The sequence below is a fragment of the Parabacteroides sp. AF17-28 genome (assembly GCF_003479205.1).
GTDB classification, from domain to species: Bacteria; Bacteroidota; Bacteroidia; order Bacteroidales; family Tannerellaceae; genus Parabacteroides; species Parabacteroides acidifaciens.
Window position 1 is genome coordinate 96,763 of sequence record NZ_QUGV01000012.1, and the last position, 23,212, is coordinate 119,974.

15 protein-coding genes are annotated in these 23,212 nt (G+C 45.1%); 7 read left to right on the plus strand and 8 right to left on the minus strand.

The window, feature by feature from the left end:
- Nucleotides 1-8: 8 nt before the first annotated feature.
- Nucleotides 9-443 carry a hypothetical protein gene (locus DWW90_RS10810; protein WP_115499424.1) on the plus strand — a complete coding sequence of 145 codons (435 nt, stop codon included), beginning with the start codon at nucleotides 9-11 and terminating at the stop codon, nucleotides 441-443.
- Nucleotides 444-446: 3 nt separating this feature from the next.
- On the opposite strand, the gene DWW90_RS10815 is transcribed toward DWW90_RS10810, so the two are convergent.
- Nucleotides 447-1,658: a DUF763 domain-containing protein gene (locus DWW90_RS10815; protein ID WP_122344976.1), complete on the minus strand. Its 1,212-nt coding sequence runs from the start codon at nucleotides 1,656-1,658 to the stop codon at nucleotides 447-449.
- 114 nt (nucleotides 1,659-1,772) lie between these two features.
- Between DWW90_RS10815 and DWW90_RS10820 the strand changes: the two genes are divergently transcribed.
- A complete protein-coding gene (locus tag DWW90_RS10820) occupies nucleotides 1,773-2,288 on the plus strand; it encodes a thioredoxin domain-containing protein (protein WP_115499422.1) in 516 nt (171 codons plus the stop codon).
- Between the two features lie 218 nt (nucleotides 2,289-2,506).
- Here DWW90_RS10820 and DWW90_RS10825 read toward each other — a convergent pair whose 3' ends face one another.
- From DWW90_RS10825 to DWW90_RS10855, 7 genes are all read right to left on the minus strand, one after another.
- On the minus strand, nucleotides 2,507-3,547 hold the full coding sequence (locus tag DWW90_RS10825; protein WP_122344977.1) for a TQO small subunit DoxD: 1,041 nt from the start codon (nucleotides 3,545-3,547) through the stop codon (nucleotides 2,507-2,509).
- Between the two features lie 636 nt (nucleotides 3,548-4,183).
- Nucleotides 4,184-5,185 (minus strand): GGGtGRT protein, encoded by a 1,002-nt coding sequence (locus tag DWW90_RS10830; RefSeq protein WP_122344978.1) that lies wholly within the window; start codon nucleotides 5,183-5,185, stop codon nucleotides 4,184-4,186.
- A gap of 8 nt (nucleotides 5,186-5,193) precedes the next feature.
- The gene (locus tag DWW90_RS10835) at nucleotides 5,194-5,385 is read right to left on the minus strand and encodes a hypothetical protein (RefSeq protein WP_122344979.1); all 192 of its coding nucleotides are present in this window, start codon (nucleotides 5,383-5,385) and stop codon (nucleotides 5,194-5,196) included.
- Complete coding sequence (locus DWW90_RS10840; RefSeq protein ID WP_115499418.1) at nucleotides 5,378-6,070, minus strand: iron-sulfur cluster assembly scaffold protein; 693 nt, start codon at nucleotides 6,068-6,070, stop codon at nucleotides 5,378-5,380. The genes DWW90_RS10835 and DWW90_RS10840 overlap by 8 nt, the downstream gene beginning before the upstream one ends.
- A 123-nt stretch (nucleotides 6,071-6,193) precedes the next feature.
- Entirely contained in the window at nucleotides 6,194-6,640 is a 447-nt protein-coding gene (locus DWW90_RS10845) for an OsmC family protein (protein WP_115499417.1), read from the minus strand.
- A gap of 11 nt (nucleotides 6,641-6,651) precedes the next feature.
- Entirely contained in the window at nucleotides 6,652-8,607 is a 1,956-nt protein-coding gene (locus tag DWW90_RS10850; RefSeq protein ID WP_122344980.1) for an alkyl/aryl-sulfatase, read from the minus strand.
- A gap of 63 nt (nucleotides 8,608-8,670) precedes the next feature.
- Nucleotides 8,671-9,789, minus strand: coding sequence for a TlpA disulfide reductase family protein (locus DWW90_RS10855; protein WP_122332896.1), 1,119 nt, complete (start codon nucleotides 9,787-9,789; stop codon nucleotides 8,671-8,673).
- A 141-nt stretch (nucleotides 9,790-9,930) separates the two neighbouring features.
- Here DWW90_RS10855 and DWW90_RS10860 point away from each other — a divergent pair, with 141 nt between their 5' ends.
- The 5 genes from DWW90_RS10860 (at nucleotide 9,931) to DWW90_RS10885 (ending at nucleotide 23,206) form a co-directional block, all read left to right on the plus strand.
- Nucleotides 9,931-14,013, plus strand: a complete 4,083-nt coding sequence (locus DWW90_RS10860; protein ID WP_122344981.1) for a hybrid sensor histidine kinase/response regulator transcription factor — start codon at nucleotides 9,931-9,933, stop codon at nucleotides 14,011-14,013.
- A 946-nt stretch (nucleotides 14,014-14,959) separates the two neighbouring features.
- Complete coding sequence (locus DWW90_RS10870; protein WP_233547709.1) at nucleotides 14,960-18,031, plus strand: TonB-dependent receptor; 3,072 nt, start codon at nucleotides 14,960-14,962, stop codon at nucleotides 18,029-18,031.
- A 26-nt stretch (nucleotides 18,032-18,057) separates the two neighbouring features.
- The gene (locus tag DWW90_RS10875; RefSeq protein WP_115499411.1) at nucleotides 18,058-19,680 is read left to right on the plus strand and encodes a RagB/SusD family nutrient uptake outer membrane protein; all 1,623 of its coding nucleotides are present in this window, start codon (nucleotides 18,058-18,060) and stop codon (nucleotides 19,678-19,680) included.
- A 68-nt stretch (nucleotides 19,681-19,748) separates the two neighbouring features.
- Nucleotides 19,749-20,855, plus strand: a complete 1,107-nt coding sequence (locus DWW90_RS10880; RefSeq protein ID WP_122344983.1) for a basic secretory protein-like protein — start codon at nucleotides 19,749-19,751, stop codon at nucleotides 20,853-20,855.
- Between the two features lie 23 nt (nucleotides 20,856-20,878).
- Complete coding sequence (locus tag DWW90_RS10885) at nucleotides 20,879-23,206, plus strand: GH92 family glycosyl hydrolase (RefSeq protein WP_122344984.1); 2,328 nt, start codon at nucleotides 20,879-20,881, stop codon at nucleotides 23,204-23,206.
- Nucleotides 23,207-23,212 lie beyond the last annotated feature (6 nt).

The following is a 23,212-nucleotide window of genomic DNA, read 5'->3' on the forward strand; positions in this document are numbered from 1 at the left end:
CAAGAGATATGAAGAATCTGATGAAAGTGTGGCTGCTACTGCTTGTCTGTATCCTTCCTCTGGGTACGGCCTGCCAGGACAATAAGAAGAAAGAGACAACGAAGGCTAACCTTTCGCTGATCGAAAAAGACCTGCCGGAGATCAAGCAGTTGGTCAACGGGAAATGGGAACTGGTAAGCGGCAAGAATGCCCGTGAGTTTTGCGAGTACGAGAATACGTTCATCACTTTCGATGGTGACCGGTACGTCTGGACCGAAGACGGCAAGGCGGAACCGGGTGCCCTGAACTGGCGTAAAGCGGATACAGGTTTAGGCTATGAAGCCTACCTAATGGATGTATTCTATGAAACCAATCCGGCTTTCCCGCTCTCCATCAAGGGAGATACGCTGTTTTTGCAAGATTGTTCGGAAACGGGGTATAAGTACACGTTAGTTAGGAAATAACCATTATTCGTCCCAAAGGCTAAGTTGCGTCCCACCTTTGCCTTTGGGCTTTTTAGCATCTCCATATACTGTTTTCCCGCCATATTTGTAGGAGGTGTTTCGTTCGTGTTCCACCAGTTTATCAAAGTAATTGTTGGGTGTATAGCCTTTCTCCATCTCTTGTGAGATAACGGAGAGATTCTTCAGGGCTTCGGATTTATCCTTGTCTCCTAACTTTGCCTGCCGGATCGCTTTGTCGAATACTTCGATCGTCTCGTCATACACACTTGTCGGGACAGGAAAAGGATGTCCGTCTTTCCCGCCGTGTGCAAAAGAGAAACGGGCCGGATCGGAGAATCGTGAGGGGGTTCCGTGTATCACTTCGCTGACCAATGTCAACGATTGCAATGTCCGGGGGCCGACCCCCTCAAGCAGTAGGAGCGACTCCATATCGGAAACATTCGTCTCGTGTGCCAGGATCAAGGCGGCGCCTAAACGTTTCAGGTTGACATCTTCAGCTTTCACCTCGTGGTGGCGGGGCAGGATGAGGGATACTTCATGCATAAGCTTGTCGGGTGTCTCTTTGGTCAGTTCGAGGATACCCTCTTTTGTCGGAGTGGCGAGTTTATCGGTGAGGTTCAGGATCAGTCCCTGGTTGCGGCCGCAGACAGATGTATGGGGCTCTTCCATAAAGGAACGGAGGGAGGAGGATAGCCAGTGGTAGCGGCGGGCCATCCGTTCGTTGGGGTTCATGCCTTGTTGGACAACCGCCCATTCCCCTTCTTTGGTAACGACAAAAGAGTGAAGATATAGCTGAAAGCCGTCTTGCACGGCTGTGTTGTCCACTTTCGCAGACAGTTTGCTGTGTTTTACCAGCTCGTCTCCGTTCAGTCCGGTCCTGCCTGCTATGGCCAAAAGCTCTGCCGGTGTCTGGAGGGATGCCTTTCCGCGTCCGCCGCATACATATACGCCCAACTCTTCCGACCGCTTATTGATCGCTTTCTTCAGGGCGTTCATTACTGATGTCGTAATGCCGGACGAATGCCAGTCCATCCCCAATACACATCCCAGTGACTGGAACCAGAACGGATCGCTCAGCCGTTGCAGTAAAGCCGCGCGTCCATATTCGATCACAATCGCTTCGACGATGGCGCCTCCCAACAGGCACATGCGCTGGGCAAGCCAAGGAGGTACTGTCCCGTAATGAAGCGGCAAATCTGCATATCCTCTTTTCATACCTGCGAAGGTAAATAAAAACTATGCAAACAATCCGGATTGATTGCATAATATTTGCAACAAACAACCGGATAGAGGTGTTCTTAATTCATAATCAATAAAATAGTTATCGATATGAGTTTACATGTTACAGAAAAGGATCATATCCTGGGTCCTGCCGAGGCTCCGATAGAGATTGTGGAGTACGCCGACTATCAGTGTCCGTATTGTAAAAAGGCGTTTTATATCATGCAGGATATCCTGAAAGAGCAGGGAGATAATATCCGCTTTGTCTTCCGTAACTTTCCGTTGGAGGAAGTACACCCGTATGCCTTGCATGCGGCTATTGCTGCAGAAGCTGCTTCGGGTCAGGGGAAGTTCTGGGAAATGCATGATATCCTGCTTGAGAACCAGCGTGAGTTGGATGATGCCCATTTGATCGAGTATGCCCGTATCATCGATATGGATGTGGAGAAGTTTAAACATGATTTCGGCCTGGAATCTTATGCCCGTAAAGTACAGGACGACTATACTTCAGGCGAGAAGAACGGAGTGGATAGCACACCTACTTTCTTTGTGAATGGCCGGAAATATGAAGGAAACTGGACGACTGCCGAATTTCCGGAATATCTCAGGTCGTTGCTACCCTAAAGCTTTATGATTGGATAAAGCAGGGTTAGTGCTTGGAAAAAAGGGAATGTGTCAAAAGTAAGTTCTAACGTTTTAGCGTGTCATTGCGGGCTTGCCCCGCAACCTTATACTAAACTGATCTACAGTGATCAGGATGAGATGGCGGGTCAAGCCCGCCAGGACACAGACGCTATAAATAGGACTTTTGATACACTCCTTTTTTGTGGGGATTGGTATATCTATTCTTCATGTGTAAACTCTTCTTTCCAGGTAATCCCGCTAATGTCAGTAAGGAGCAGGGTATATGTCCCTTTCGGCAGATTGGCTATGGAACGGTCACTGATCGTTAAGCCTGCTTTGCTGCCGAGCGGTATTACCAGGCTATGCTTGCCCGGTGCGACTTTGGCAATATACTTGTTTTGGATGTCTGACGCCGGAAACTTGGACAGTGCTTCTGCATCCTTGTCCAGAACCACATTTCCTTCTTTGTCTTTCAGTGTGATACCGATCAGGAAAGACCCGTAAACATCCGCTCCTTCCACGCGATAGACCGTAAAGGATAGTTTGCCGTGATCGATACTTGGATCCGATATTTCAATCTTTGGCTTGACCGATTTGTTATGCAGTTTTCCCCAGACCCCATTGTGAAAGACCTGGTTGGTGGCAAGCGACAGGAATAACAGTGCAAAAGCGCCGATTCCGGCTATTTTATTGATTGTGCCGGTTCTCAACGGTAACGCTCCGGAGGTTAACCACACAAGCCATGGTTGATTGCGCAACCAATGCATCTTGGGAAGTAACAGGTAGTCGAGGGAATATTTGCCTCCTCCCGATAAGAAGACCGTGAATCCGGCGACAGCCCCTAATATCCCGATCTGCCATTCATCGAGACAGGTAGTACCCAGCCATCCCGAACCTAACAGAATACCGGTAGCCAGACTGAATACCCCGATACTCATTAGCCGGGTGAACAATCCCAGCATGATGAATAGTCCGACGATCCCTTCTATAATTGTAAATATAACCATTGCCCACCAAAGGACATCCGGGTTTGTGACCAGATATTCGATCATCGGTTTAATGCCAAGGGCATTGGGCAGGAAGTGATTGAACTTTTCTCCTATATAGCCGGGCATATCCGGTATCAGTTTATTCTCTAAAATAAGGCGTCTCCAGAAAGCTGAAAAATAGGTCCATCCGACCACTAACCGTAATGAAAGGGTAAATAAGCCGATCATGGAGTATGTATAGGACATCTCCTGTTTATTCTGATTTATCATATTCTAAATGTATTTGTAAGTGAACTAATTTGTTTAAGTCTTTTGTTTGTAGAGGGTACTCAATTGTGACGCAGTCTTAAATAATTAGTTTACGATAACAGATGAACAGTGAAGTCTGTATGAATACATCTGTATTTCGTCTTACTTGTTCAGACAGGGTTGTCCGGATCGGTAGATAAATATGTGTGCTTGTTGAGAATAAATCGGATAGATATGTATATTGAGGCTTATCCTGCTCTTTTCCGGAAGAAGAAAGCTCAAAGATACAGGTATTTAGCGTATTACTGCAATTTTCGACATTGGCTGTCCGAACAGGTATATGCAACATCTGCTTGAACTCTCTCTTTGTTGGACAGGAGAGTAGCAAGAAGAACATCATCGGGAACAAGATGAAGCTTGTCAAGTGTTTACCTGTTTTAGATGTCATTGTTTATTGTCTTTGCATATTTCGTGGAATAATTAAATTCCTGTTATAATTCCTTATGCGAATGAACTTTTAATTTGATGCTTGTTTTATTAGATAACAACCTTAGTCCTATTTTGTTCTGATAATTTATATCTTTTATCGGATACTTTAAATAAAAAGCCCTTGCATTCCTAAGAATGCAAGGGCTTTACTATATCAGTAAGTCTAAATTACTTCTTCATAGCTTCCTCGATAGCAACGGCTACAGCAACCGTAGCACCTACCATCGGGTTGTTACCCATTCCGAGGAATCCCATCATTTCTACGTGAGCAGGAACGGATGAAGAACCAGCGAACTGAGCGTCACCGTGCATACGGCCCATAGTGTCTGTCATACCATAAGAAGCAGGACCGGCAGCCATGTTGTCCGGATGCAATGTACGGCCTGTACCACCACCGGATGCTACAGAGAAATACGGGTGACCGTTTTCCATACATTCTTTCTTGTAAGTACCTGCAACCGGGTGCTGGAAGCGAGTCGGGTTGGTTGAGTTACCTGTGATAGATACGTCAACACCTTCTTTACGCATGATGGCAACACCTTCGCGAACATCGTCAGCGCCGTAGCACTTAACTTTTGCACGCAGACCGGTAGAGTATGCTTTTTCTTCCACTACGTTTACGTCGCCAGTCATATAGTCGAACTGAGTGCGAACGTAAGTAAAGCCGTTGATACGGGAGATGATTTTAGCAGCATCCTTACCCAGACCGTTCAGGATGACACGCAACGGTTCTTTACGAACTTTGTTTGCCATTTCAGCGATCTTGATTGCACCTTCGGCAGCAGCGAATGATTCGTGGCCAGCCAGGAATGCGAAACATTTTGTTTCTTCACGAAGCAGACGGGCAGCCAGGTTACCGTGGCCGATACCTACCTTACGATCGTCGGCTACAGAACCGGCGATACAGAATGCCTGCAGACCGATACCGATAGCTTCGGCAGCTTCAGCAGCATTCATGCAGCCTTTCTTAATTGCGATAGCAGCGCCTACAACATAAGCCCAGCAAGCATTTTCGAAACAGATAGGTTGTGTTTCCTTACACATTGTATAAGGGTCGATACCTTTAGCGTCGCAGATAGCCTTTGCATCTTCGATACCGTTGATACCATATTCTTTTAAAACCGCGTTGATATGCTCGATACGACGGTCATAACTTTCAAATAAAGCCATATTATTTTTTACTTTTTTAAATTCTTATTTACCAGGAATAAAGATATCAGAAAATTGAAAACAAGCACACCGCCGCAACAGAGCACATAGAAAGCCATCCAGGGACGATCCGGTTTAATCACGAAATAGGCGATAACCGAAGCCACAAGGGTGATAGCTGTCAGCCCAAGGAGGACGCGTGTCAGTGTTTTCTTATTCATTACGAGGATCGATATATTTTACAGCTTCTTTGAAACGACCGTAAGAGCCTTTTGCTTTTTCCAGTGCTTCGTTAGCATCCATACCCTTCTTTACCATATCCATGAATTTGCCCAGGTGGATAAATTCATAACCGATTACTTCGTCGTCAGCATCAAGAGCCATACGAGTACAGTAGCCTTCAGCCATTTCCAGGTAACGAGTACCCTTTGCCAATGTTCCGTACATTGTACCTACCTGGCTACGCAGACCTTTACCCAAGTCTTCCAAGCCGGCGCCGATAGGCAGACCGTCTTCAGAGAAAGCGGACTGTGTACGACCGTAAACGATCTGCAGGAACAATTCGCGCATTGCAGTGTTGATAGCATCACAAACCAGGTCAGTGTTCAATGCTTCCAGCAATGTTTTGCCCGGCAGGATTTCCGAAGCCATAGCAGCAGAGTGAGTCATACCGGAACAACCGATAGTTTCAACAAGTGCTTCCTGAATAATTCCTTCTTTAACGTTCAGAGTCAGCTTACATCCACCCTGTTTCGGTGCACACCAACCGATACCGTGAGTCAAACCAGAGATGTCAGAAATCTGAGTTGCTCTAACCCACTTTCCTTCTTCGGGAATCGGAGCACACTGGTGGTCAGCTCCCTTCTTTACAACACACATGTGTTGAACTTCATGTGAATAAATCATAATCGCTAATTTATTATATTAAAGTGATAATAAAACTTTATGCTAATTTTAATGTAAGATCGCTTTCAATAAGACCGCACAAAGATAAAATTTTTAATCCAGCCGTGCAACAGCCCCGGTTCGTTATTTATCGGCGGAATCAGTATTAAGTGGTATTCCGTTCAGAATAATCTGCCATGTTACGGGAGCTATCTTTTTCATCATAAACGATACTCCGCAATATGTCTCTTGCGACATACGGACAGCTTTCAACATTTTTGCACTGTCGTCCGGATTCCCTGTTACATGATAGGTTATATGGAAATCCGTATAGATCATAGGTATCCCTTCTGACGTCCCGGCTGTAACATCGATCGACAGGCTTTCAAATCGTACCCTCATCTTCCGGAAGAGAGGGGCAACATCCATTCCTGTACAACCTGCCAGAGCCACAAGCATAAGAGCTTTCGGACGTGGCCCTTCATCGTTTCCCCCATTTTCCACGGATGTGTCAATAATAAGGGGATGACCATTTAACTCTGTCTCAAAAGTAGAGTCTTTTTTCCATTTTAAAGTGATTTGAGCAGACATAACTTTGATATTTAGGGTTCGATAATATTAAAATAGCTGTCCGGGGCTTCGAATGTGGCGAACAAATCTTTTAAACTTTCGAGGCGTCCTACGACCGATAATTTTTTGGCTTGCATATTGGCCATTATGCTTTCCGGTTGCGTGAAGCTCGTGTAGATCGTTTGCTTGTCACCTTTCAGACTTACCGTCGGAGCTGCGTGGAGTACGCCGATACGGTTCGATAAGGCTCCATTTTTTAATATCAGGGTCGCCTGTTCTTTTGTATCTGTCAGGCTGACATTGATAATTATATCCTTATCAGCCGCTTTCTCTCCGTTTATTTGGATCGCCAGCATATCGAATAGCATCTCGAGGCTTAGATTCTGAGACATTCTGGCTATATTTGAGCTTGTTTTACCTTTTCCTGCTATTCCGTTTGTCAGTTCCTGCGCCCCTGTCAGGTAGAAATTGCGCCAGGGGCCGCTTTCGGCTTGATATCCTAATTGTGAATAAGTGTCCGCCAGCAGTTGACGAGCCGCTTTATGATTCGGATTAGCGAAGACAAGGTTGTTCAGCAGGGTCGCAGTCCAGCGATATTCACCTTGGTTATAGGCTTCCTTTGCTTTTTCCATTACAGCTTCTTCTCCGCCGATAGCTTCCACATATTTTTTACCTTCTTCTGTCGGTGGCAATGGATTCAGATTGGCGGGAACCCCGTCGAACCAACCAAAATACATTTGGTACTGGGCTTTTACGTTATGGCTCACCGTGCCGTAATATCCCCGGTTGGCAAATTCATTGGCGATAGCCTCCGGCAATTTTATCATCTCCGCGATTTCCCTCGGAGTATATCCCTGGTTGGCAAGATGAAGGGTCTGGTCGTGCAGGTAACGGTACATATCCCGCTGCTTTTCCCAATAACCCACGATCTTCTTATTGCCCCATGTCGGCCAGTGGTGGGTTGAGAAAGATACTTCCACCTGGTCACCGCATTTCACGATCGCCTTGTCGATATATTTACTCCATAACTGGCCGTTACGCACTTTGGCGCCGCGCAGGGTCAATAAGTTATGCAGGTTGTGATTGATCTCTTCGGCAACGCAAAATGCTTTCATTTCCGGAAAATACATCATGATTTCCACAGGAGCCTCCGCCCCGGGTACCGACATGAAGTCGATCTCCACACCGTCAATCCGCAGCGTTTCGCCTTCTTCCGATATCTCGCGGGTGGGAGGGACTAAACCGCTGGTCCCTACAGCTGTTGTTTGTCCGAGGCCGGTACCGATATTACCCTTCTCGTTTTTAGGCAAGCTGCGTCCATACATATAAGTCGCTCTGCGTCCCATAGCGACGCCGGCCATCAGGTTCTCGCTGACGGCTTCTTCAAAGAACCCTTTTGGACCGATGATTTCGATAGAGTTCGGTTGGTTGGGAGCATTTTCCAGGATGGCGTCGATACCTGCAAAATGATCTACGTGGGGATGTGTATAAATAACCGCCTTTACAGGTAGGTCGGCAACATGTTTTTTGAGCAGGTTATAACCGGCCAAGGCCGTTTCCTTTGATAATAATACATCAATGACGATCCAGCCGTTATCACTGCGGACGAACGTCATGTTTGCAAGGTCGAATCCCCGTATCTGGTATATTTTGCCCGGCAGTACTTCGAATAATCCGTGTATCCGGTTCAGTTGCCCTTGTCGCCAGAGGCTGGGGTTTGCAGAGGCTGGAGCCTCTTGTTTCAAGAAATCCCAGACAGCAAGTCCATAAACCTCTTTCCCGTTCTCGCCGGTGATTGCCGGTTCGTCTATTGTGGCGATAAAGCCCCGGGTTGCATCTTCAAAATCTTGTTTGTTGTCAAAAGGAAGTGTTTTGAGCACTTGTTCATTTGCTTGTTTGGTAAAACGGGACGGTTCCGTGTTTTGAGCACAAACGAATAAGTGACTTGTGGCAATAAGGAGCCATAGGAGTCGTGTTTTAGTTTTCATGATTTAGCGGTTATAAATAAAGGCTGAACGAAAAGTAAGAAATTTCGTTCAGCCCCGATTATGTTATTTTAAAACTTCTTTGATTTTGTCTTCCAAGTCTTGCCCGTGCAGGTTTTTGGCGATGATTGTACCATCTTTATCTACCAGTAAGGTATGAGGGATGCTATTTACTCCATAAAGAGCAGCTCCGCCGTTCTGCCATCCTTTCAGGTCGGACAATTGTGTCCAGGTGATGTCCAGGTCTTTTACGCCTTTAGCCCATGCATCCGCTTTGCTGTCCAGGGAGATACCTACAATATCGAAACCTTTGCTTTTATACTGTTTGTATGTTTTTACCAGATTCGGCATTTCTGCGCGGCAGGGAGGACACCAAGATGCCCAGAAGTCGATCAGAACCACCTTGCCATTGCCTACATATTCAGATAGCTTGTGCATTTCGCCTTTTGCATCCGGCATTTCGAAGTCTGTGAATTTCTGTCCTACGGCAACCTTTTTCAGCACGTTCAGATGATCGATCATATAGCTGATTCCCGGAACAGCCTTAAATGTAGAGTCTGCTTTAGATATGATCTCATTTTGCTGGTCTTCGCCGATATTGTAACGGAAGTCATACAGGTTCTTGGCTGCGGTCTGTTTGTCCGTATGGGCCAGAATGTAGTTGACAACAGCTTCCGTTATTTTCTGGTCGATTTCATCATATTTGGCTTCCGCCTGTTCGATCAGCTTTTCGTCGCCCGATTTCATGTCGGCAATCAGCTTGTCGATACCTGAACGCAAACCTTTGATTTTGCCCTGTAACTCTTTCTGTGCATCATTTTCCGGTGTACCGCTGACCGTAGATGTCGAATCCAACGTAACCGTCAGTTTTCCGTTTTCGAGTACGAATGTTGCCATAAACGGGGCATTCTCTCCCGGAGCGACACGTGCAGGTTCTACTGCTTCTTCAGAAAAACGGAGTGTACGGAGAGCCGGACTATTTTGACTGCCTTTCAGAACAAACGCTCCGTTTTGCACCAAAGCACTGTCGAGAGGCACAGCGTCTTTTACTCCATATTCATAGAGATATACATACTGGCCATTCAAATCGGCATTTGAAACCGAACCGGTAATTTCGTAACCCGGTTTTTCGCTACAAGCTGCGAGGAGCAGAGTGGAAGCGGCAAGGATAAGATACTTTTTCATTTTGTATTTGTTGTGTTAAACTTATACATAGAATATTTACCTTGCAAAGATACGAAGTCTTCCGGATAATTTGTCTGCTGAAAATATTTTTCGTTGTCATTCAAATGATATTCTTATATTTGTAGTCAAATAACCGTTATTATGAATTTATCCATTATCAAAACTGGGTCTGAATATGTAGCACTTTCCCGTTGGGTCAAGTCTGCAATTGCCTGTATTGCTTTGTTTTCCTTTCCACTGTCTGCCGAAATATCCCTGCATTTGGCCCATAATATCGATCTGTCCAATAATGCGATTCTCGAAATGTACCAGGATGAGAACGGGTATATGTGGATCGGTACTTATGACGGTTTGAACCTGTACAATGGCAAAAATACGTATGTATTCCGCTTCGAGCCGAATAATAAATATACCTTATGCAGTAATATTATTAATAAAATCACTTATGGTGGGGAGGGATATTTATGGGTGTCGACCTCGATGGGCTTGAACCGTTTTGCATTGAAGGACCGGAAAGTGACGGAGTCTTATACGGAATACCCGGAATGCCTGAATGTGGCGGCCGATTCGATGGGTAATACATTGATCGTAAAGCAAAAGGATTTTATCTCTTGCTATTCTCCGGCAAAAGGTTCTTTTCAGGATGTGCATATGCAAGGAATGAATGAGGGGGATGTTAAAGTTCTGTTCGCAGTCGGGGAAAAACAGTTTTGTCTCCTGACCGGAGATGGTTGCCTGAAGGAGGTTCGTCCTGATTTCGAGTCGCTTCCGATTACGCTGAACATAAAAGACGATATTATCCATGATAAGGAAGTGGACCGTGCCTATTATGTGAGCGATATTCTCTATTTCGTGGATGTGGATAACGGCCTTTATTCTTATAACATAAAAGACCGCAAGAAAAAGTACATTGCCGATCTGACCGGATGGATGGAACAATACGGCAAACTGTCGCGCATCGCTTTGTTTCATTCCGATGTCTATCTGGTTTTCAGGAATGGTCTTTTGCTGAATATCGACAGACCGGAAGATATACAGTCTTTTGATGTAAGCTTATTCTGCGCCTTGCCCGATCGCAAGCAGGATATCCTTTGGATTGGAACAGACGGACAGGGGGTTCAGATGTATTATGATAAATATAATCGTTTTTCAGGGATAAAACTGGAGAATCTGCCGATTGTCATGCGTAATCCGGTCCGGTCCATCTATACAGAGGACGAGAAAACGGTATGGTTCGGGACAAAAGGGAATGGATTTGTCCGGGTGGAAGACTACGATTCGTATGGTAAAGGGAAAATACCAGCTGATAAGATCACTCATTTTACGATGGCAAACGGTCTTGCCAGTGACCGTGTTTATTGTTTTCGCAAAAGCAATTATTATCCCTGGGTTTGGATTGGAACGGAAGGTCCCGGATTATCCTATTATTCTTTACTGGACAAGAAAGTCCATACCTTAACCGGCAATGCCGACACCAAGATCCAATATGTCCATGCAATACGGGAAGTGAATGATTCGACGCTTTGGTTGGCAACAACGGGATATGGATTGTTGGAAGTTAAAATCGGCAAGAGTGGAAGCGAACTTGTTATTAAATATGTGGAATCGTTTGTTTTGGAAAAGGATGGAAAGATTTGCAATGAGTTTCATTCCATGAATTACGATGATGAGACTTCCATGCTTTATTTGGGAAGTCGTGGCGGATATGGACTGGTCTGCTTCAACCTGATTAGCAAACAGTATGAGTTTATTCCGATGAATAATGCCGGCAACCGGGCTGTCGGCGATGTGCTTTGTATGTGCTATAGCCAGGATTCGACATTCTATTTGGGAGCCAGTTCGGGCATGACTCAAATGAAGTTGCACGCCAATAATCTGGCCGAAGTCCATCAATACAGTAAGGCCGACGGTATGAAAAACGATATGGTCCATGGTATCCTTGAAGATCCGGACGGCTGTATCTGGCTGAGCACGAATAAAGGCCTTACCAAGTATAATCCCCATAACCGTTTCTTCCATAACTATGGAAGTCCGGATTTGCCGGTGACGGAATTTTCGGATGATGCCTATTGGGAATGTCCTTATACCGGAAAATTGTTTTTTGGAGGAATAAACGGGTTGGTGTGGGTGGACCCGCAGAACGACCGGCAGGAAAATTATAAGCCGGACCTGCATTTCTTTGAACTGAAGATGGGAGATGAGACACATGGTTTGTACGATTATGTAACGGACCAGAAAACCGGTTATGTGTCTATACCTCCCGACATCTCCACTTTCTCGATATCTTTTGTGGCGACAGACTATATACACGGGGAAAATTATGAATATTCGTACCTGTTGGAAAACTATAATACTTCGTGGACCGAACTTCAAAAAGACAACCAGGTCTCTTTTACGAAACTGCCTTATGATAATTATGTATTGAAAGTCCGTTATAAGAATGATGTCTTCGATTCGGATGCAAAGGAATACTTATTGCATATACGGGTGTTGCCGCCCTGGTATCTAAGTACCTGGGCCATGACTATCTACTGTCTGCTGTTTATGGCTGTCTGTTCCGGTATTTTTTGTTGGGTGCGTTTCCGGATATCAGAAAAGCAGTCTGAGGTAGCCCGGAAAATCAGGGAAGAGCAGAAGGAGCAACTGTATGAAGCGAAACTGAATTTCTTTGCCAATATCACACATGAACTCTGTACGCCTCTCACTTTGATTAACGGAGTGAATGATTATATCAAAGGTGCTGCCGGACGGTCGGCGGATGGAAAATTGGAGAAGTATGCCCGTATCTTGGGCGAAAACGTGACAAGTCTGAATGAACTGATACAGGAAATTCTGGATTTCAGAAAGATCGAAGAAGCCGGATTCAGCCGTCTGCATATTAAAAAGGTATCCGTTAGCAGCTTGGTTCAAAAGCAGTGTGAATTGTTTATGCCTGTGGCTGAACAGAATAATATCAGCTTTACGGTTTCCGGCTTGGATGTTCCCCTTTATTGGAATACGGATGTTGCCGGTTTGAAGACAATTATGAGAAACCTGGTGTCGAATGCTTTTAAATATACGAAACGGGACGGGGCGGTTCGTGTTTCTGTCCGGACGGAAAACGGCTCTTTAATCATACAGGTCTACAATACGGGAAAAGGGATAGGGGAGTCCGACTTGCAAACAATATTCGACCGCTTCCGCATCTTGGGTGATTTGGAGGTGAATAATTATACCCAGATGACATCCCGCAACGGATTGGGTCTTTTTATCTGCCATAGTCTGGTGCAATTGTTGCGTGGGGAAATAAAGGTGGATAGTAAAGAAGGCGAATATGCCGAGTTTACGGTTATTCTGCCTCTTCTGGAAGCAGAAGAGGAGAGCGTAGAAGAGGAAACGCTGGAAAAAAGCGGGCAAACTGCTGTTTCGACGGTTGTACAACCGTCTGCTTCGCCTGTTACAGGCGAAGCAGCTGTGAAGACCGATAAGCCGGTTATATTAGTGGTGGATGACAATCGGGATATCGTCTGGCTGATAAAAGAAACATTGTCTTCCGAATATACGGTGTTGGAAGCGTTCCGTGCAGAAGAGGCGCTGACTTTGATGGACCGGCAATCACCGGATCTGATTATTACGGATATCATGATGCCGAGTATGGACGGGTTTGAATTTATCAGTCGTCTTAAAGCGGATAAGTTTACCCGCCATATACCTTTAATAATAGTCTCGGCTAAAGTCTCGGATCGTGAACAGGCGGAAGGGCTGGATCTGGGTGCGGATGCTTATCTGACCAAGCCGTTCTCTGCCGTCGTGCTCCATTCCGTTGTGAACCGGTTGATGGCGACTAAAAAGGAACTGAAAGACTACTATTATTCGCCGGAAAGCGCCTATGAGCAGTCCGGTGGGCAGTTGATCCACCAGGAGGATAAAGAGTTTATGGATTCTGTTACGGCTATTATCCGGGATAATCTTACCCAGGAGGCATTGCGGCCCGAATTTATTGCAGATAAGTTGGGCATGAACTCCCGTGCGCTGTATCGCCGTTTCAAAAAGATTTCGCCATTGACGCCGACCGATTTTATCAAGGATTACCGGTTGACGCATGCCGCCCAGCTTTTGGTTACAACCAATTTGAGTGTCCAGGAAATCATTTACCAGGTCGGCATCTCCAATAAATCCTATTTCTATCGCGAATTCTCTCAAAAATACCAGATGACTCCGCGCCAATATCGGCAGAGGGAATAGGGGGTTATTGTAAAAAACGTATTTTTCAGGTCCGAAAGGCATCCGAAACCAAACAAATGTTAATCCGCTTTTTTGACCTCAAAAAGGGACTTTTTCCTATGATCAGGCTCCTTATCGCCATGAAGAGGGACTTTATCGCTCTGATCCGGAACTTTGTAGCTCTGAAGGTTGACTTCATATAGCACGAAGTCAACCTTCAGAGCGATGAAGCGTTACTTCAAGACAATTTTCTGCGCACCTCACGGCAACAAGCCTCCAAAATTTCCTTGGAATATTTGGAACGCAGTCCGTCTTCGTCCGCAAATATTCGATTCTCCGGGAGTTAAGCTTTATCACATTGACGCTGTTTTCGCCTTCTGGCAATCATACTGCCTGTTTTCCGGGACGGTCTCGGCACCTCGTTTCATTTGTTGTCAGCAAAGAATACTAAAATCAAGCAAAGAGTCAGTTCAAAATGAACCCATATTTTGGACGAAATAGAAAATGCTCCAAAAAAGGGCTTCTTGTATTTTTTGTTAATGGAATGTCCGGTCTTGGCATATTGGAGAAACGCATCATCCGGGGAGTCTCGTTTCGGATAGGAATGGTTAAAAATAAGTAGTAAGTGTTTGTGAATTGATAGTGTCCTGGTTGTCCAAAAGAGTGTCATAATTGACCAGCGGTTGATTTTGATACTCTTTTGGTGTTTCAGTGTTACTACGAATGTGTTAAGATCAAGTAATATTGCCATCGAAATACAAAAATTAATGAATGCCTTGATTGGTAAAGATATTCCCAATATTATTATGTATTATGTGTTAAAAATTAAAAAGCAAAAAAGATGAATGAATCTAAACTATTATCTCCATGTGGGATAGTGAAGGCCTCAGCCTTATGTTTGCTAATGTCTGCTTTTTCTGCTCATGCAGCGTTTGCTGTTCCGGTTTCGGCATCGGATGGCAATGTCATGGTGGCGCAGCAGGGTAAGACGATAACAGGCGTCGTAAATGACGAATTAGGTCCGGTTGCCGGAGCTAACATCGTTGTGAAAGGTACTACAAACGGTACGATGACAGACATGGATGGACATTTCTCCATCTCGAATGTTCCTGCGGGGGCTGTACTGCAAATTTCTTTTATCGGTTACCTGACTCAGGAGGTTAAAGTCGGAAACCAGTCTACTATTACTGTACTCTTGAAAGAGGATTCTCAGACATTGGATGAAGTAGTGGTAGTCGGTTATGGTACGATGCGTAAATCCGACTTAACAGGTTCTATCTCTACGGCTAAAGGTGAAGAAATCATCAAAACGCAATCGTTCAATGCCCTCGATGGTTTGAAAGGTAAAGTAGCCGGTGTGAACATTTTCTCCAATACCGGACAGCCGGGTGGTGAAATGCGTGTTGTTATTCGTGGTGTGTCCACGATCCAGGCATCTTCCTCTCCTTTGTATGTTGTCGACGGTGTGGTTATGTCTGACTTCCAGTTACTCAACCCGAATGACATTCAGTCTATCGAAGTATTGAAAGATGCATCTTCCGCAGCAATCTACGGTGCTCGTGGTGCGAACGGTGTTGTTTTGGTAACTACCAAGCGTGGTGACGGAGGCAAAGGCGTTCATATCTCTTACGATGGTTCTGTTTCGGTCGGTACGATGGCTAAACAGATGGACGTGATGGATTCTTATGAATGGATGGCTGCTTTCAAGCAAGGTTTGGAAAATGCCAATGCATGGCAGGGTAAGAATTTTACCACTGATTTGTCTCAGATATTTACAGACGAGCGTTTGTTTAATGCTGACGGCTCTCCTAAATATAATACAAACTGGCAGGATGAAGCTTCCCGTACGGCTGTTTCCCACAACCATCAGATCAGTATCCAGCGTGCAGGTGACGGCTCTTCAGTCGGAGCATTTATCAACTATACTGACCAGGAAGGTATTTTGCTTAATTCTTATTTCAAACGTATCAATGCGAAATTGGCGTATGACGACAAACCAACGAAATGGCTGTCTACTTCAGTGAATTTGTTGGTGAACCATACATGGGGTAACCGTACTTCCGATAACCCTTACGGACAGGGAGCTTTGCGTACGATGCTCGAACAGTTGCCGTTCTTGCCGGTTAAGCTGGATGGTGAATATACGCAGACTAATATCATTAGAACGACTGCTATCTTGAATGACAAGGATAATCCTAACAGCGGTACTCAAGGATTTAGTCCGGAACCTGTCGGTAACCCGGTTGAATTGTTGAAAAATATGTACGCTATGCAATACCGTACGAAAATCTTCGGTAACGCAGCCCTTACATTCCATTTGTTGAAAGGATTGGATTTGAAGACACAGTTCGGTGTGGACTACCAGAACAGCCGTGACGCCAATTACACTCCGTTTACTCCGCGTCCTATGATCAACCAGAATTCCGAAGGTTATGCTTCTGCAAGTAATTCAAATGCTTTCTACTGGCAGGAAGAAACTTACATGAACTATTCTACGTTGTTGGATAAGCATTCTATCAATGCCATGCTCGGTTTGTCTTGGCAGGGACGTGAATATACATCATTCAATGCTTCCGACAGTAAGTTTACGGATGACTTCTATGGTTATTACAACTTGGGTAAAGGTACGGACCGTCCGGGTGTAGGCAGCGACTATGACAAATGGACAATGAACTCATACTTCCTCCGTTTGGCTTATTCTTATGACAATAAGTATATGGCAACAGTGACCGGACGTTATGATGGTTCTTCCAAGTTCGGATCCGGTAATAAGTATGCGTTCTTCCCGTCTGTCGGTTTAGGTTGGTTGATGTCCCGTGAAAGTTTCCTGGAAGACAATCCGACTATCAGCAAGTTGAAACTGCATACTTCTTATGGTTTGACCGGTAACTCTGAAATCGGTACATATCGTTCTTTGGCTACTGTAAGCCAGTCTACTACGATTATCGGTGATGCTTTGCATATGGTTTCTTATTTGGACAATATGCCGAACTCTAAGTTGAAATGGGAAAAGACCGGTCAGTTTGACTTTGGTGTTGAACTTGGTTTGTTTAAGGATCGTTTGAGCTTTGACGTATCCGGTTATTACAAATATACATCGGACTTGTTGCTTGACCGTCCGGTTCCGGAATCAACAGGTTATTCTTCAATCCTGGATAATGTCGGAGCTGTATCCAACCGTGGTGTCGATATCCTGGTTACTGCACATCCTATTCAAAATCATGATTTCCAATGGACTTCAACGATTAACTTAGGTTTCAACAGAAGCCGTGTTGAGAAATTGGATGAAAGCGCTTCAGTTGACCCGATTACAGGAAAACGCCAGATTACAACTGACGGTTTCGTAGGTTATGACATGCTTATCCGTGAAGGCGAACCGCTTTCTTCGTTCTACGGTTACAAACGTATCGGTATTTATGATGGCAAACCTGAAAACTGGGATCCGGAAACAATGAATGTTCCGTCTGTTATCGGTGAAAAAGTAACATCTAAAGACCGTACAATCATTGGTAACGGTTTACCTGACTGGACGGGTTCTTTCGTCAATACGTTCAACTATAAGAATTTCGATTTGACAGTTGATTTCCAATATACATGGGGTGTTGATGTTATGCAGGAATATTACCACTCTACAGTGGCTCGTTTCCTGACCAACGGTCTTGACCGCATTTATCAGGATGCATGGCATCCGACTTTGAATCCGAACGGACAAGAACAGGCTCTTCGTCTGAACAACTTCGGCCAGGGTGCAAATAATGCAGCTGATGATGATTGGGTTGCCAATGGTGCTTATCTGCGTTGTAACATGATTCAGTTGGGTTATACATTTGATTCAAATCTGATCAAGTCGATTGGTTTGTCTTCTTTACGTCTGTATGCTAACGTGAATAATGCATTCTTGATCACTGCTTCGGATTATTTAGGATATGACCCGGACAACTCTTCTCGTTTAGGTGGTAACAACTGGGGTGCTAACCGTCAGTTCTTTACTTATCCGCGTCCGAGAACATTCATGTTTGGTGTTAATGTTGCATTTTAATCAGTCAAAAATAATATAAGATCATTATGAAACTAAAGAAAAGATATATTTCATTATTGTGCATCTGCTCGTTGGCCATGAGTTCATGTGACAGCTTCCTGGAAGAGAAGCCATTGGACCAGAAAGATTCAAATCAGTTCTGGCAGACTGCAGCTGATGCTGAAACCGGTGTGAACGCATTGTATTTCGGTGGTGTGCCTTATCTGCACAATACAGGTGGCGGTTGGACCCCTAAAGCAACTTGTTGGGGTGGTATTATTTCAGGTTTGTATGTTGACAGACGTAAAGACCGTCAGTTTACAAATGCATCGGAAGGTTGTAACTTCAATGTCGCATCATTTGAAGACCAGGCCATGAGCTATTGGCATGAGTTCTACAAAGGTATCTCTCGTGCAAATTTCGTGATTGCCAATGTCCCGAATATGACGGGCGTTCTGAGCGAAGAGACGATCAAGTATTATGTGGCACAGGGTAAATTCTTCCGTGCGTATGCTTATTTCTGGTTGGTAAAGGAATTTGGAGATGTGCCTTATATTTCTGAACCTTATACTTCTCCGGATGGAATCTTTAAAGAACGTATTCCGGCTGCTGAAGTTTACGGCTATATCGAACAGGATTTGCTTGACATCGTAAACAATAATGGTTTGCCTAATAAGGCATTCTACGATAATGGTTGCTATGCAACTCTTCCGATGGCCCAGACTCTGTTGGCACAAGTCTATCTGCAAAGAGCAGGAGCTCCGCTTAACGGTGGAGATGCTGATTATGCAAAGGCTGCTCAGATGGCGTTGAAGGTGGTCGAAGGTGGCCAGCACGCCTTGGTTCAGGCTGGTGGTAGCAGTGATGATCTCAATTCGGCATTTAATGTGATCAAGACGACAAAATCATCTAACGAGATCATTTATGCAAAAGAGTATAACTATACCAACCATAAAGTAGGTAACTCTTATGCTGCCCATTCGATGGGATCAGATGCTTCTCAGTGGAAAGATGCGAATGGTAGTGCAATTTTCCATCCGGGTGGCGACGTTCTGGAAAACATTTATCTGCCCTGTGACATGATTGTAAACAGTTATGATCCGGCCGATATCCGTGGACATGAAAAGCAATTCTTCTTCAGAGAATATACAGATGCTACAGGTGTTAGTCATCAATTGAATAATATTGGTAACTGGGCTTGGTTTGATGAAAAATCTTTGATGGAAGGTCATGACGGCGACTACAATATGCCGATGTTCCGTTATTCGGAAGTCTTGTTGATCGCAGCTGAAGGTTTGGCTCGTACAGGTCAGGAAAGCGCTGCGTTAGGTTATCTCAACCAGGTGCGTAATCGTGCAGGTCTGGCAAATGAAACAGCAACAGGTGACGCTTTGATCCAGTCGATCTTGACAGAACGTTTGCATGAATTCCCATTGGAATTTAAAGTTTGGGATGATATCCGCCGTACTCGTTTGTATCCGGAAGAAGTCGGTGCACAATCCGGTAAGTTGAATTGGGTTCCCCTTACTTCTGCTAAGATTCAGAATAAACCTGACGGACAGATCCGGGTAGGTGCTATTCCTGAATATGCATTGTTATGGCCGATTCCGTTGGATGAAATGCAGGCTAACCCGGCATTGCAGGGACATCAGAATCCTGGATGGAATTAGTCTATTTTAATTTGTTTTTCTAACTTTGGAGAGTGAACAGTATATTGCTTAATTTTAATAGTTGTGTTATGAAAATAAGTATATTTATATCGATAAGTTTATTATTGTGTTCTTGTCAGACCAAATTACCGGTAAATGTCCCCGAACTGTCGGATGGAAATCCGACCACTTGTTTTGTCGGGACGAAGGGAGTTAATAAGGTTGTATTTGAAGAGCAATGTACTGTTCCTGTCCAGAGTTATAAAATTTATTCATCCGGCGAAACACCAGCCCACGATCCGGCTGCCTGGACATTGAAGGGATCGTATGACGGAAAGAATTGGGTGGTGGTAGACGAACGGAAAGACCAGAAATTTTGTTCCCGCTACCAGGAAATCCTTTGTTCGATAGCCAAACCTTCCAACTATAAACAATATATGCTGGAAGCCAGTACCGAAACAGGCGATACACTGGTTTTGGGCGATGTATTATTATATGATACGAATTTGAATGCAAATTGGGAAAGCTTTAGGTATCCCAATGTAGATTTTGAAGTGTTGGACCCTGATACAAAAGGGGCTTCAATTTATACCGGCCTCGTGCAAGATCCTGACGAGTATATCCGGTACCATGCCCGTAAAGTGGCAGAGATTTTGTTCTATACGGCCAAAGACACAATGAATGACGTGCAGAAAATCGAGTACACGTTGAAGGACTATGACGGCGTGTCGGCTAAAGGTGGCAATCCGCCTGTCATCTCGATTGTTTATAGCACGCAACATATCGAGAAATCAGCAAACGAATCGCTGTATAAACTCGATTTTGAAACACGTGGCGTTTTGTATCACGAATTGGTACACGCTTATCAGTTTGAACCGAAAGGAATCGGTTCCTATGCAACAAACAAGACATTTTGGGCTTGTATCGAAGGTATGGCGGATGCAGTCCGTGCACAGGCCGGATATTTCGATATGAGTACCCGTAAACCGGGCGGTAACTGGATGGACGGTTATCGTACGACCGGTTTCTTTATCCAGTGGCTGACAACCAAAGATCCGGATGCGATCCGGAAATTCCACGAGACTGTCCGCGACATCGATGAATGGAGCTTCGACAAAGCGATCAAGAGCATCTTCGGCGAAGAGAGCAGCATTGAAAGCATGTGGGATGAATACCAGGCTTTTTTGTCAAAATAAGAATATAAACAGATAATGATATCATGAAAAAGACGATCCTTTTATTTTCCGCCTTATTGGCTTTTGGCGGTTTGTCCGCACAGGATAAATCTTCTTTGGTCAACCCGATCATCGGGACAAACGGGATGGGGCATACGTTTCCGGGGGCTTGTGTGCCTTTCGGACTGGTGCAGTTGAGTCCCGATACAGACACGATCCCTCATAATATAGATGGTAAATACCAGCCCCGCGTATATGAATACTGTGCAGGTTACCAGCATAAAGACAGCAGTATCGTCGGGTTCAGCCATACGCATTTCAGTGGAACAGGGCATTCCGACCTGGGTGATATCCTGATTATGCCGACGACCGGCGCTTTGAAACTGAACCCGGGGACAGCCACAAACCCTGATGGCGGCTATCGTTCCCGCTTTTCACACGAGACGGAAATATCCCGTCCCGGCTACTATGAAGTGATGCTGGCGGATTACGGTGTAAAAGCACAGCTGACGACAACCAAGCGGGTAGGAGTCCATAAATATACATTCCCGAAAGAGGCAAAGAACCAACGGATTGTCCTGGACATGATCCATGGCATATATAACTATGACGGAAAAGTCCTGTGGACAAATATCCGCGTCGAAAATGATACATTGGTTACCGGCTACCGGATTACAAACGGATGGGCGCGTACCAATTATACCTATTTCGCCATGTCTTTCTCCAAACCGGTCATACATTATGGTTGCGAAGAGAAGGCGAAGGTCGACTACCGGGGCGGATACGGTAAGTTTAATATGAAAGAAAACTTTCCGGATATAGGCGGACGCAAGATTGTAGCTTATTTTGATTTTGATCCGGCCGCATCCGAAGAATTAGAGGTAAAGGTGGCTCTTTCCGGCGTGAGTGCTGCCGGCGCTTTAAAGAATTTGCAGGCCGAAGCATCCGGCTATAGCTTCGATCAATTGGCTGCCCGGGCAAATGAAACCTGGAATAAGGAGTTATCCGTTATCGAGGCGAACGGCAGTGAAGATCAGTTGGCAATGCTTTACACTTCCCTCTATCATACGATGATCAATCCTTGCGTATATACCGATGTTGACGGTCAGTATCGTGGATTGGATCATAATATTCACCAGGCTGACGGTTTCACGAACTATACGGTCTTTTCCGTTTGGGACACCTACCGTGCCCTGCATCCGTTGTTTAATATTATCAATCGCCAGGTCAATACGGATATCGCCCGTTCCATGCTGAAGCATTGCGAACAGAGTGTACACAAGGCTTTGCCTATCTGGAGCCATATGGCGAATGAAAACTGGTGTATGATCGGGTATCACTCCGTTTCCGTTCTGGCAGATGCGGTTGCCAAAGGTCTTCCGTTGGACAAAGACGAGGTGTTGAAGGCAATGGTGAGTAGTTCGGCTATCCCTTATCTGGACGGGACCGGCGAATATATGCAAAAAGGATATGTCGCACTCGACCATAACGGCAGTGCTGCATCTTTGACACTCGAATATGCTTATGACGACTGGACAATCTATCATACGGCGCTTTTGGCCGGGAACCGTGAAGTGGCCGAGACATATAAGAAACGGGCTACTAATTATGCGAATGTATTCGATACCGGCATTGGTTATGCCCGCCCCCGTTATGCAGACGGCCGGTGGAAGGAAAACTTCAACCTGTTGAGTACGCATGGTGAAGGCTTTATAGAAGGAAATGCCCTGAACTATTCTTTTTACGTGCCGCAGGATGTGGATAATATGATCCGTCTGATGGGAGGAGACAAGTCGTTTGTCTCTAAACTCGACTCTCTGTTCACGATGCATTTGCCGGCTGAATTCTTTGCCGATACGGAAGATGTGACGGAAGAGGGATTGCTGGGTGGTTATGTGCATGGCAACGAACCGAGCCATCACATCCCGTTCCTGTATGTCTGGACTTCTCAACCTTGGAAGACGCAGTACTGGCAGCGTGAGATTATGAACAAGATGTATCGCAACAATATCGATGGCTTGTGTGGTAATGATGATTGCGGGCAGATGTCTGCCTGGTATATCCTGTCTGCGATGGGATTCTATCCGGTTTGTCCGGGAACAGACCAATATGTATTGGGTGCTCCTTTCCTTCCTTATATGAAGGTGACGCTGGAAAACGGAAAGACTTTTGAGGTCAGGGCTGATAAGGTAAGTGACAGGAATCGCTATGTCAAGTCGGTGAAACTGAATGGCAAACCTTATACGAAAGGCTATATCACCCAGCAGGATATTATGGATGGCGGTACGCTGACATTCGAAATGACGTCGTCTCCGAATAAAAAACGTATTTTTATGGGTACAGATAAGCCCTATTCTCAGTCTACTAATTAATTAAAC